The sequence below is a fragment of the Aeromonas sp. RU39B genome, from assembly GCF_900156095.1.
Classification (GTDB): domain Bacteria; phylum Pseudomonadota; class Gammaproteobacteria; order Enterobacterales; family Aeromonadaceae; genus Aeromonas.
In genome coordinates this window covers 1-12,157 of record NZ_FTMJ01000026.1, presented here as the reverse complement: position 1 = coordinate 12,157, position 12,157 = coordinate 1, and the positions used below count along the sequence as shown (strand labels likewise).

At 56.7% G+C, this 12,157-nt stretch carries 9 protein-coding genes; 6 read left to right on the top strand and 3 right to left on the bottom strand.

All coding sequences use genetic code 11. From position 1 onward, the window contains the following. The 3 genes from BW958_RS20040 to rdgC form a co-directional block, all read right to left on the bottom strand. On the bottom strand, nucleotides 1-266 hold a 266-nt coding region (locus tag BW958_RS20040), incomplete at its 3' end, for a pyruvate kinase (RefSeq protein WP_256702088.1). A gap of 309 nt (nucleotides 267-575) precedes the next feature. Beyond that, the gene (gene ybaL, locus BW958_RS20035) at nucleotides 576-1,781 is read right to left on the bottom strand and encodes a cation:proton antiporter domain-containing protein (protein ID WP_076577673.1); all 1,206 of its coding nucleotides are present in this window, start codon (nucleotides 1,779-1,781) and stop codon (nucleotides 576-578) included. A gap of 325 nt (nucleotides 1,782-2,106) precedes the next feature. Further along, nucleotides 2,107-3,018, bottom strand: coding sequence for a recombination-associated protein RdgC (gene rdgC, locus BW958_RS20030; protein ID WP_076577672.1), 912 nt, complete (start codon nucleotides 3,016-3,018; stop codon nucleotides 2,107-2,109). A 178-nt stretch (nucleotides 3,019-3,196) separates the two neighbouring features. Here rdgC and BW958_RS20025 point away from each other — a divergent pair, with 178 nt between their 5' ends. The 6 genes from BW958_RS20025 to BW958_RS20000 all read left to right on the top strand — a co-directional run bounded on the left by BW958_RS20025 (nucleotide 3,197) and on the right by BW958_RS20000 (nucleotide 11,919). Then, entirely contained in the window at nucleotides 3,197-3,649 is a 453-nt protein-coding gene (locus BW958_RS20025) for a GNAT family N-acetyltransferase (protein WP_076577671.1), read from the top strand. A 61-nt stretch (nucleotides 3,650-3,710) separates the two neighbouring features. Next, nucleotides 3,711-4,934, top strand: a complete 1,224-nt coding sequence (locus tag BW958_RS20020) for an exonuclease SbcCD subunit D C-terminal domain-containing protein (protein ID WP_076577670.1) — start codon at nucleotides 3,711-3,713, stop codon at nucleotides 4,932-4,934. Continuing rightward, on the top strand, nucleotides 4,931-8,683 hold the full coding sequence (locus tag BW958_RS20015) for an AAA family ATPase (protein WP_076577669.1): 3,753 nt from the start codon (nucleotides 4,931-4,933) through the stop codon (nucleotides 8,681-8,683). Before BW958_RS20020 ends, BW958_RS20015 begins: the two co-directional genes overlap by 4 nt. Nucleotides 8,684-8,722: 39 nt before the next feature. Then, nucleotides 8,723-9,190: a GNAT family N-acetyltransferase gene (locus BW958_RS20010; protein WP_083687429.1), complete on the top strand. Its 468-nt coding sequence runs from the start codon at nucleotides 8,723-8,725 to the stop codon at nucleotides 9,188-9,190. Between the two features lie 282 nt (nucleotides 9,191-9,472). After that, the gene (locus BW958_RS20230; RefSeq protein WP_179078891.1) at nucleotides 9,473-9,949 is read left to right on the top strand and encodes a bactofilin family protein; all 477 of its coding nucleotides are present in this window, start codon (nucleotides 9,473-9,475) and stop codon (nucleotides 9,947-9,949) included. A gap of 692 nt (nucleotides 9,950-10,641) precedes the next feature. Then, complete coding sequence (locus tag BW958_RS20000; RefSeq protein ID WP_076577667.1) at nucleotides 10,642-11,919, top strand: maltoporin; 1,278 nt, start codon at nucleotides 10,642-10,644, stop codon at nucleotides 11,917-11,919. Nucleotides 11,920-12,157 lie beyond the last annotated feature (238 nt).

Below are 12,157 nucleotides of genomic sequence, written 5' to 3'. Positions count from 1 at the left end.
TGGCCGGCGACCAGGGAGGCGTCGTTACCACCCTCGAGCTTCATGGTACGAATTTCCGGGCCCTTGGTGTCGAGCAGGATGGCAGCTTTGCGGCCAGTCTCGGTCATCACTTCGCGCAGGTTGCGGATGCGGTTACCGTGCTCTTCGTAGTCACCGTGGGAGAAGTTCAGGCGCATGACGTTCATGCCGGCGTCCAGCAGCTTGGACAGCATCTCTTTGGATTCGGTCTTCGGACCGATGGTGCAGACAATCTTGGTCTTTTTCATGTCAGTCTTCATGGTTAAAGGAATTTCCGTCGCGCAATATACACCAGTTTTTGGATACTTTTTATGATCCAGAAACAACGTTTTTGTTTGAGAGCACATTTTTTTGCGCGGCAACGTTTTCGTTTCCACTCCGCAGCTTAGCTGAGGTCGTCTGGTCATACCTGTTAGAGGAGGAGATCGGCGCTGCGATGTACCGACTACCCCTTATGTTGTAATTTGACAAGCCACCTTCGGGTCACACTACACCATTCGGTAAGTGGCTGCTCAGCACCGAGCATAGATCAGCCTCCGTGCTTTCGCCGCCACCCGTCAGGGGGCTACGGGTTGGGGTTGACGTGCCAGATAGCGCTCCACCAGATTAAACAGCAGCGGATTGAGCATGATGGAGAGGCTGGCGCCCACGACCACCAGATCGCGCGCACCGCTTGGCAACAGGCCGAGTACGATAGCAAGCCCCACCAAAATGAACGAGAACTCCCCCACCTGCGCCAGGCTGGCGCTGATGATGAGCGCAGTACGCGGCGGATGGCGAAACAGCCGAACCAGTGCAAACGCCGCCGCTGACTTGCCAAACATGATAATGAACAGGGTCGCCAGCACCGCCAGTGGCTCGCGCAGCAAAATAGCCGGGTCAAGCAGCATCCCTACCGAGACAAAAAACAGCACGGCAAAGGCGTCTTGCAGCGGCAGAGTGTCATTGGCTGCCTTATGACTGAGCGTTGAACTATTCATCACCACACCGGCAAAAAATGCGCCGAGGGCGAACGAGACGCCAAACAGTTTGACCGCGCCAAACGCGATGCCGAGCGAGCAGGAGAGGATCGATAGAGTGAACAGCTCCCGCGAGCCGGTGGCTGCAGTGATCTCGAGCAGCCAAGGGATAAAGCGACGCCCGACCAACAGCATCAATACAATAAATGCCGTAACCTTGGCCAGCACCCATCCGATATCCAGCAGCAGAGCTTGCAGAGTCGGAGTACTGCCACCTTGCTGCAGGTCGGCCAAGATCGGCAGAAACACCAGTGCCAGCACCATGACCAGATCCTCGACAATCAGCCAGCCGATGGCGATGCGTCCTTCATGGCTTTCGACCAGTCCACGGCTCTCCAGCGCTCGCAGCAAGACCACGGTACTGGCGGTGGAGAGCGCCAATCCGAACACCAGACCAGCGGTCAGCGACCAGCCTAGTAACTGAGACAGGCCAAAGCCCAGCAAGGTGGCCAGCAGGATCTGGGCGATGGCACCGGGAATGGCGATGTGTTTGACCGATAGCAGATCGGCCAAAGAGAAGTGCAGCCCAACGCCAAACATCAGCAAAATCACGCCGATTTCGGCCAGCTCGGGTGCCAGTTGCAGGTCGGCCACATAACCGGGCGTAAAGGGGCCGCACAGCACACCGGCAGCCAGATAACCCACCATAGGGGAGATCTTCATGCGCAGGGCCAGCATGCCAAACAGATAGGCCAGCACAAAACCGGCCACCAGAGTGGTAATCAGGGGTATTGAATGGTCCATCTCGTCACCTCGCTAATAGGCAGTGGGAGGCTGTCATCGAGGCGATGCAGCCGTCAGCAAGCAGGTTGGCGAAAGGAAAATTGCAGGGCACACCAAGTCAATGGCATGGGTTGTCAATCATCGTTTCATTATGAATGTACCTATCTGAGATGCAGCCAGCAATGGTTGTTTTAATATCTGATAAATAAATTATTCATCGCTGTTTCTTCACATTTTGTTAAGAGTTAATCGGGTAATTTGAGCTGTTTTGTCATTTTTACCTATGACGCCTCTAAAAATGCAAAAAGACCGCCCGGAGGCGGTCTTCGCTGTGGAAGTATCAGGCTTACAGTGATTGCTCTTCACCGCCAAGTGCAGCCAGTAGCGCTGGAATGAACTGGGCGAGCTCGGCTGTGACCAGGGCAAAGTCGGCGTCCAGACGCGCCGCCGGATCTTCGCCGGTGATGTCGTCGTTTTGTTCACGCAGCTCTTCGCTGAATTTCAGCCGCTTGATAGAGAGATCATCGCTCAGCACAAAGCTGATGCTTTCGCCCCAGTTGAGGGCCAGCTTGGTGACCAACTTGTCGTTATCGAGGTGGTTTTTGATCTCTTCAGCCATCAGATCCTGCTGCTTGCAGCGGATGATACCGCCCTGCTCCATGGCGCTGCGCAGCTCGGCTTCATCTTCCAGCGTGAAAGATGCCGGCAGGTTGCCTTCGTTGAGCCACTCGGTCATGGTGATTTCGGGCGGATTTTTCAGAGCCACCGGGACCACCGGCAGGGTGCCGATAGATTTACGCAGTAGCGAGAGCAGGTCGTCGGCTTTTTTGGCTGAGCCGGCATCGACCACCATCAGGTTGTCGGCCGGATTGATCCAGGCAACGGTCTGGCTGGTACGGCTGAAGGCGCGCGGCAGCAAGGTGTGCAGGATCTCCTCTTTGAGCGCTTCCTTCTCTTTTTTCTTCAGGGCGCGGCCCTGCTCGTGCTCAATCTCTTCAACCTTCTCGGCCAGCATCTCTTTGACTACCGAGCCTGGCAGCATCTTCTCTTCCTTGCGGGCGCAGATAAGGATCTGTCCCGAGGCGCTGTGGGCCAGGGTGGCGCCAAACTTGCCAAGCGGTTTGACCCAGCCAAACCGGGAGAGATCCTGACTGCCGCAGGGGGTAAAGATGCAGCTCTCGAGCTGGGTCTCCAGTTGGTCTACGGTCAGCTCAAAGGGGCGGGTGAAGCGGTAGATCTGCAGATTCTTAAACCACATGGCGTCGTCGGTCTCCTAGGTTGTCCGGCCGGCATTGTACTGCAAAATCGAAGATGTGATCCGATTTGAACTTCGGTGAAATAAATTCGGAGCAAGCTCACAGCTCGGGTTTTTCATTCGAAGCCCTTTTATCAAATCGCCATAGACTGCCTGTAGATGATCGCTTGGGAGACGCATCATGATCAGGCTGGCGCAAGCCCAGGACATGGACAGTGTGGTGGAAATCTGGCTGTTGGCATCGCTGCAGTCCCACGACTTTGTGGATGCGTCGAGCTGGTGGCAAGTGCAAGAAGATTTGCGCATTCGTTATCTCGATAGAGCCAGCATTTGGGTCTGTGAAGAGCAGGAAGAAATTCAAGGCTTTATCGCGCTGGTGGATGACTATCTGGCCGCCCTGTTTGTCCGCCCCGACCGTCAGGGCTGTGGGGTAGGGCATGCCTTGCTCAGTCAAGCCAAGCGCTTGTTACCGGTGCTGCGTGCCATGGTCTATCTGGAAAATGACGAGGCGCTGCGCTTTTATCGTCGCCACGGTTTCGTGATTGAGGGGGAGGAGACCGACCCGCTGACCGGGCATCCTCTGCTGCGTATCCGCTTTGTTGAGCAACCCGCCATGCTGGCGGCCGCGCCTTGATTCTATCGCCAGCCAGCCCCATCCTGTTGTCTGACGGTAATATCTTGGTTCTTCTGCATTCATGAAACTTCTGCACACGGCCGACTGGCACCTGGGTCATCAGCTGCATGGTCACGATCGCTATTATGAGCATCAGTGCTTTCTTGACTGGCTGGCGGCCACCATTGACGAGCGCCAGCCCGATGCGTTGCTGGTAGCGGGGGATCTGTTTGATACGGCCAATCCGCCGGCTTCTGCCTGGCAACAACTCTACCGCTTCCTGGCCCGCCTGCGCGCCGCGCATCCGGCGCTCAACATCGTTCTGATTGGCGGCAATCACGACTCGCCCTCCAAGCTCGATGCGCCCCATGAACTGCTGCGTGCCTTTGACCTGCATATGGTCGGCAGCATCAGCCGTGATCGGGATGGGCGGCTTGATGTGGATCGCTTGCTGGTGCCGATTCGTAACCAGCAGGGAGAGCTGCTGGCTTGGTGCGCGGCCGTGCCATACCTGCGCAGTAGCGATCTGCGGGTGGCGGAGCTCGGCGAGGGGCAGGATCGACTTATCGAAGGGGTGCGCGAGGTCTATCGCGAGGTGCTTGCAGAAGGGCGCCTGCGCGCCGAATCGGTCCCCTTGATTGCCATGGGACACGCCTACCTGCGGGCCGGACAGCTCTCGGAGCTCTCCGAGCGCAAGGTGCTCGGTGGCAATCAGCACGCCTTGCCGACCGATATTTTTGCCGCGGCCGATTACACGGCGCTGGGCCATCTGCATCTGGCGCAAAACCCGGCGCCCGGCGTCTATTACTGCGGCTCACCGCTGCCGTTGTCTCTTGCCGAGGCTGGTTATTTTCATCAGGTGCTGGAGGTGGAGTTTGCCGACAGCCACCTTGTCAATCTGACCCGGCTCGCTGTACCTCGCGCGGTCGAGATGCTGCGCTTGCCCGAGTGCAGCATGGATGAGGCGCTGGAGCATCTGCAGCAGTTGTCGCTGCCACCTTGCGAGTTGCAGGCGCGCCCCTATCTGGAAGTGCGTTTACTGCTACCCAAACCCGAGGCGCGCATTCGCGAACGGATTCTGGCTGCGATCGATGGCAAACCGGTTCGGCTGGCACGTATTACCACCCGTTATGAAGGGAGCGGACAAGGGTTGGCTGAGCGGCTGGCGCAGCGCCAGCTCGATGAGCTCTCACCGGTTGAGGTGTTTCGGCTCTGCTATCAGCGCCAGTTCAACGGTGAGCCGAATGCTGCCATGTTGACCTCATTTGAAGAAATTCTTGAGCAGGTCAAGGAGTCACAGCCATGAGGATCCTGCGCCTTGGCGGGGAGAACCTGGCCAGCCTGACCACTGCCTTTGATATCGATTTTACCCAAGGCGCGCTTGGCAGCAGCGGCCTGTTTGCCATCACCGGTAATACCGGGGCGGGAAAAAGTACCCTGCTCGATGCCATCTGTCTGGCGCTTTATGACGAGATGCCGCGCTTTATCGGCAGCCGCAAGAACGTGGCTGAAGTGGGGCGCGCCGATGATGAAGAGAAGCTCAAAGCCAACGATGTGCGAGGGATTTTGAGCCGTGGCCGCGCCGCCGGCTATGCCGAGGTGACCTTCCTTGGCTGCGATGGTCGCCATTATCTGGCGCGCTGGTCGGTGCGCCGCGCCCGCCAGCGCGCCGAAGGGCGTTTTCAGGCGCAGGAGCGCAGCCTGACCGATCTTGAAAACGGTCAGGTGTTCGCCGGCAACAAACGAGAGCTGCAAGAGCGCATTGATGAGCTGGTCGGTCTCTCCTGGGAGCAATTTCGCCGGGCGGTGATCCTGCCGCAGGGGGAGTTCGCCGCCTTTCTCAAATCTGATGCCAGTGAGCGCTCTGCGCTGCTCGAACGCATGACCGGCACCGAGCTCTATTCGGCTATCTCAATGCAGACCTTTGCCCGCAGCCGCGATGAGCAGCAAAAATTGGTTGCGCTGCAAGAGCGGCTGGGGGATGTGAACCTGCTCGATGATGAGCAACATGACCAGTGGGTGGCGCGCCAACTCGCCTTAACCAGCGAGCTCCATCAGGCGCGTGAGCAGCGCCAAGGCGTCCAGACCCTGCGCGATCTCACCATCCGGGTCGGTGAGTTGCAGCAAGCTTGCGAAGCGGCCACCACGGCTGTTAGCGAGACTGAGCAGCGCCATACCGAGGCGCAGTCACAGCGTCAGGAGTTGGCGCAGATTGAGGCGGTGGCCAGTGCTCGCGGCGATCACGACGAGTTAAACCGTCTGGCGCTGGAGATTGTCCGGCAGGAGCAACTGCACGCCAATGAAGCGACGCGGCTTTCGACCCTTGAGCAGGCGTTGACTCACGATGAGCAGCGCTGGCAGCAGAGCCAGAGCGAGAAGATGACCCTCGAGCGCGAGTGGGGGGCATTGCAAGTCGAGCTGCGCCGCGCCGAAGAGCTCGATACCCGCCTCGTTGAAAAACAGCATCAACTCGAGCAGGTCCGTGAGGAAGAAGCGAGCGCGCGCACCCGCTGGCAGCAGGTGCAGCGTGAACATGCACTCCTTGGTCAGCAGCTCGTCCAGGCAGAGCAGGAGCGGAGCCTGCTTGAGCAGTGGCTGGCCGAGCGCCAGCGCCTGGCGCCATTGGCACGGCAATGGACACCGCTGCAGTTGGCGATGCAGGAGTGGCTGGGTGAGAGAGACAATCTGCACCGGCTGCAGGCACAACGGGTGCGCTTGCTGCGCGCCTCGGAAGGAGAAAATGCCAAGCGGGAACAACTGCGTCAGCTGATGGAGGAGGGGCAGGCGCAGCTGACCCAACTGCAGCAGCAGTATGCGGCGCTGGAGCTGCAAAACTGGTCGCAGGCGCTGCAACACGGGCAGGATCACCGGCATCAACTTGGCGAGAGTCTGGCCCACTTGCAGCAGTTGTTCGAGCTGGCCGAATTTGCCCGTAATCTCGATGAGCAGCGTACCCGTTTGCAGCAGGAATCTGCGGCACTGATCCAGATGAGGAGCGCCTTAACCGCACGCTTGCAGCAGGATTCGCCGCGCCTGGGGCAGCTCGCCTGGCAGCGGGAAGAGGCACGCCAGGCGCTGGAGCGGGCGCGCTCTGCGGCTAACTTTGAGCAGCATCGTCACTTGCTTAAAGAAGATGAAGCCTGCCCGCTGTGCGGCTCGCATGATCACCCCTACCGGCTGGAGCAGCGCCAGGTCAGCGGCATTTTGATGCAACTGGCCGAGCGGGTGCGCGAGCTGGAGCAGCTGTGGAATGAACTTAATAACCAGCTTATTCGCGATCGCTACGATCTGGGCGAGAGCGAGCAGCGACTGGCCGGGTATACGGCGCGCCTTGCTGAACTCGAAGGGAAAGCCAGCCAGTTGCATGGCCGCTGGCAGCAACTCGATGGTCCGGTGCAGGCAGGGAGCGGGTTGCCGTTACCCGGCTCGGCAGAGGCGTGGCAACAACTGCAGGCCGGGTTGATTGCGCGTCGAGAGGGCATTGGCAAGCAACAGGAGCAGGTTCAGCACACCTTGCTGCAGGCTCAACAAGGCATGCAGCGCCAGCAGGTGCTGCGTCAGCAACTCGATACCCTGTCGGCGCAGTTGCAGGCCTTAGCCGCGCAATGGCAAGAGAGTGAGCGACAACAAGCTGGCTGGGAAGCTCAATTGCAAGCCTGGGTCAGTCAAGAGCACGACATCAAGCTGCGCCAGCAGCAAAAAGAGGCGAGTCTGGATGCCATGCTCGATGGCCAGGATTGGCGCGACTGGTTGCAACAGGGCAAATGGCTGCAGTTGGAGCAAAAATGCGCCATCTATCTGCAGGCCGAGGCCAGCTTGCAGCAGTGGAACGAACGTCTTGCTGAGCTGCGACCCCAATTTAGCACCCTGCAAGAGCGGCTGCAGAGTCAAGCGCAGCAGCTGGAACAGCTGGCACGGCATGGTCGTGAGCTAGAAGTGCAGCAACAGGGTTTGCTGGCAAGTCGGGCCGAATGCCTGGAAGGGCAGCCGGTTAGCGAGCTGACCCAGTGGTGGCAACAGCGACTTGAGCTGGCGGCTGCGCACCTGCAAGAGAGCGAGTTACGCCGTCAGCAGGCCATGCAGGAGGTCTCGCTGTTACAAGCCAAGCTCACCCATCTTGAGCAGTCGGTCCTGCAGGATCATCAGCAGCGCCGCGAAGTGCTAGCGCGCTGGATGCACCATCAAGCTCGCTTGGGGGTCACCGAATATGACCTGCGCCGTTTGCTCGCAATCGCCCCCGAGACGATTCAGGCCCAGCGTGAGCAGATGGCGGAGCTGGATGCCGAGCGTTCAGCGGCCCAAGTGCGCTTGCTTGAGCGTCAGCAGTTGTTGGCGCAAGAGAGCGAGCGGCTCGCACAGACGCAGGCTGTGCATCCAGAGTTGATTGACCTGTCGCTCACCGAGTTGGATCAGCAGCGGGCTCAGTTGGACGAGAGTTGCCAGGGGCTGGAGGAGCAACTGTTTGAATGTAAAAGCGTATTGATGCAGGCGGAAGCGGCAGAGCTGCACGCCGGAGAGCTCAAGGAGTCGATTCGTGCCCAGCAGTGCTGGAGCGATCACTGGCAGCAACTGAGCGATCTGATTGGTCAGGCCAATGGCGCCAAATTTCGCACTTTTGCGCAAAGCCTGACACTGGAGCGTCTGCTGGTTGAGGCCAACGCCCAGTTGGTTGAGCTGGTCCCCCGTTATCGCCTCGAACGCATTCCCGGCTCGGATCTGGCGCTGCAGGTGGTGGATGGCGATATGGGCGATGAAGTGCGCTCGGTCGATTCTCTCTCGGGCGGTGAGAGCTTTCTGGTTTCGTTGGCGCTGGCGCTCGCGCTCTCTTGCCTCTCGTCCAAGCAGACCCAGGTTGAATCGCTCTTTATCGATGAGGGGTTCGGTACGCTTGATCCGGATAGCCTTGATTTGGCGCTCTCATGCCTTGACTCGTTACAGGCCACCGGGCGTCAGATTGGGGTGATCTCCCACGTGCAAACCCTGGTTGAGCGGATCGGCGTGCAGATCCGGGTGGAAGCGTTGGGAGGCGGTGAGAGTCAGGTTGTGCTGCCATGATGACTCACCTTGTTCAGTGCAGACAGGGAGGCAAGAATATTGATTCGTTTGGCAACCATCAATGATGCTGCAGCCTTGACCCAATTGCGCATGGCTCTGTTTGTGGAAGGGGGAGAGTTAGGGTCTGCCGATGATGATCCTGAGCTGGCCAGGCAAACAGCGGATGCCTTTGCTCACTCGCTGACGCAGCAGGAGATGTTGCATTGGGTCTGTGAGCGGCAGGGGCGGGTGGTCGCGGCAGCATCGCTGGCACTGCTGACTCGTTTACCCTATCCCGGTAATGGGGCTGGCCGCGAGGGGTATCTGCATAATGTGTATGTGCAGCCTGTTTACCGTCGGCGTGGCATTGCCCGATCGCTAGTACAAACCATTTTGCACCACGCATCGATGCTGGAATTGGGACGAGTGTGGATGCATGCCAGCCCGATGGGGGCACAGTTATATCGGGAGCTGGGGTTTGCCCCCAATGGTCACTATCTCGACTGGTCTGCTCAAGTTCCGTCATAAAGACGTCGTTTCCTTTCTGCAAGCCATAGTGCTCATGCCGCCCGCATGCTGAGCGGGTATGTGTCACCTTGCCGGTGGATGGACCTGGATAACCGCTGTCCATTCACGTCGCCGGTATCACTTGCCAGAGATCCTTGCCCCATGATGCGGCCAGTAGGAAAAGAGTACCTGCTTACACTCGCCTGTCTGTTGTGGGGCGCTGCGTTACTTGGCTACGCGCTGGGACTGCGGATGTTTCTCGTCCCTGCCGTCGGCGCACTGGTGACTTTTAGCGGATATCTGATGAAGAGGCTCATTATGTTTGGTCGCGATAAACCCCAATCCCAACAGACTGCTCCGGCGCCGGTTGCCATGCCCATGACTGAGAGCGGTTTGACTGTGATTGCAGCTGGTGCCACGTTCACCGGCAATATTCAACTCACCGGCAGCCTGCAGGTATTCGGTAAGGTGATGGGTAATATTGAGGTCGCAGATGGGCGAGTGCACCTGATGCAAGGTGGCGTGGTGGAAGGAGAGGTAAAAGCGCCGCATCTGATCGTCGATGGTGTGCTGGAAGGGGTCGGGGAGGCTGCCATGGTCGAGATTTTAAGTCATGGTCGCCTGCAGGGCACCTGCCGCAGCAGTGCGCTTTCCATTGAAAAGGGCGGCATCTTCCTCGGCCAATCCCAACAACTCGACTCCCCGCTACCGGCCAGTGTCACTCGTCTGCCTGAGGGCAAGAGCCGGGAACCTTCCAATACCGAGGCGCGTGAAGCCTGACAGTGTCGCCTATCATGTGGTAAGCGGGTGATTATATTTGCCTGCTTACCATTGCATATCCAGAGATCATTATCAGTTCGTTTAGCTGTAAAGTCCCCCCCCTCTATCGCATCACTCGATTTATTCGTTCCTGTGTCAACAGGATTCGCGTTGATATATCAATGGTTGCTGTCTGTTATCTATTTGAAAATAAATCCTGAGCAATTTCATGTACACACCTTCGTAAGCTGAATTGAAAACCTTTTCAAGGTTGGTTGATGCAAACTGACTGATGCTGTCAGTTTACTTGCATGGCCTTAACTGAATCCAAATGCTGTGTTGATACTCTCAAATTAAGAAAGCGCTTTCAGTCAAATATTGGTGTTTTGATTCGAAGAAACAGAGTTCGTGGTGTGGTGTTAAATTTATTCTGATATCGTTTTCAAGTTAATTGTTATGCCATGATGGTGGCTTGTATTGGGTGTTACTACCTACTTGAAATCGATTTCTTGCTCGTTGATGGTGGGTGATTCGCTATTGGCGCAATTCATCATCTTTTTGTGAAATATCTCATGGTTTGCTTTTGAATCGCCTTCATATAATCCGCATCGAATATCAGGTCGTACATTTTCCTGGCATGGGAAATAGTCTGACAGTTTGTAGTGATAAAAGTTCAAGCACACATATCCACAACGGGAAATAAGGAACTAACTATGAAAGCTAAGTGGCTCCCGATTGCAGCTGCAGTGACCGCAGCACTGGCATCAGCCTCTGCCTCGGCTGTTGATTTCCACGGCTATTTCCGCTCTGGCGTCGGGGTTTCCGGCGATGGCGACATGGTCAAATATAATGTCAACAAGGTTGGCCGTCTCGGTAACGAAAATGATACCTACGGTGAAATCCAGCTGGGTCAGGAAGTGTTCAACAAAGATGGTAAAACCTTCTATGTTGACTCCATGGTTGCTATGAGCTCTGACGGCTCGAATGACTGGGAAGGGACTAATCCTACTTGCAAACAAGACTCTACAACTAAGGACATCGATTGTACTACGGGCTCCGAGTTTGCTCTGCGCCAATTTAACGTACAAGGTAAGGGGCTGCTTGGCTTTGCGCCAGAAGCAACCGTTTGGGCTGGTAAGCGCTTCTATCAGCGTCATGACGTCCACCTTTCTGACTTCTACTACTGGAACGTCTCTGGTGCTGGCGCTGGCTTAGAAAACGTGCAAGCTGGTCCTGGCAAGCTCTCTCTTGCTTGGGTTCGTAGCGATGAAGGGAAAGTTGATACCAACATTCTTGATGCCCGTTACGCTGGTATTCCGCTTTGGAAAGATGCCTCTCTTGAGCTTGGTGTAGATTATGCGCTGGCCAATGATACCGATGCACAGAAAAAAGCTAACAATGGCAGTAACGACAATGGCTTGATGCTGACTGCTGAAGTGACTGCTGGTGTGATGGGTGGCTTTAATAAAACGGTGCTGCAGTATTTTACCGATAGCTATGCAACCAATCCTGTGTATTACGGTGCGGGCGGTTGGACCAGCCAAGATGGTGATGGTGGTAACGGGTTCCGTGTTATCAACCATGGTGTAATTCCGTTGGTTGGTAATTTTGAGCTGGGTCACCAATTGGTGTATGGCGCATCGAACGACATCAAGTACTCAGCCAACAGTGTTAACTACACCGGTGTTGATGCATCAACCATGTCTGCCGTCATTCGTCCGATGTACAAGTGGGATGACTACAACAAGACCTATTTCGAAGCTGGTGTCTTTAAAGACAAGGCAGAGATCGCTGGTCGCAACGATGTGAAAGATGGCGGCTATAAGTTGACTCTGGCTCAAGCATGGTCTGCTGGCCCGGGCTGGTGGGCACGTCCCGAGATCCGTGTATTTGCCAGCTATCTGGCTAACACCGAAGATAAGATGGTATTCGAAAGCGATGCTTCTGATAATACCTGGCAAGTCGGTGTCCAGGCTGAAGCTTGGTGGTAATGTGTTAGTTTAATTAAGTTGTTTACTGCCCCCTCTTGGGGGCAGTCTTGCTTGTATCACCACAAAGATAGGGAAATACGATGAAGTTGGCCAATTCTCTCCTTGCCGCTGCGGTGGCTGTCGTGTTGTCGGGCTGTTCAAGCATGACTGTTCCCCTGCAGCCGCATGAAGCCGTGTTAAATTCCCCCGATGCAGCCAAACAGGCGCTGCTTTCAGCCCAGAGTTGCTGCGCTTCCCT